1 pseudogene is annotated in these 490 nt (G+C 42.2%); it reads right to left on the bottom strand.

Annotation, left to right across the window (positions count from 1 at the left end):
* Nucleotides 1–490, bottom strand: a pseudogene (locus ACVC08_RS00620) (gliding motility-associated C-terminal domain-containing protein); the annotation flags it as partial.

Here is a 490-nt window from a genome sequence, read left to right as displayed (position 1 = left end):
GCAAGTTCCAGCGACTACAGTGTCTGTGTAGGTCGCGTCTAGCGTTGAAGAACAGTTATCTGCTTCGTTTGTAACATCTCCTGTTATATTTACTCCAGCATCGTAGTTACATGATGCATCTGTAAATATTTCGATATCTGCAGGTGCAGTAAATGTTGGCGCAATATTATCAGACACGGTAATGGTTTGCGTTTGTTCTGGTGCAGTATTACCACAGCTATCTGTTAATGTCCATGTTCTGGTAATAATAAACGATCCTTCGCAAGTTCCAGCGACTACAGTGTCTGTGTAGGTCGCGTCTAGCGTTGAAGAACAGTTATCTGCTTCGTCTGTAACATCTCCCGTAATGTTTACTCCAGCATCGTAGTTACATGATGCATCTGTAAATATTTCGATATCTGCCGGAGCAGTAAATGTTGGTGCAATATTATCGGAAACGGTAATGGTTTGCGTTTGTTCTGGCGCAGTGTTACCACAGCTATCTGTTAAT

The sequence above is a fragment of the Pontimicrobium sp. MEBiC06410 genome, assembly GCF_053601615.1.
This window is presented reverse-complemented; position numbering and strand designations above follow the sequence as displayed.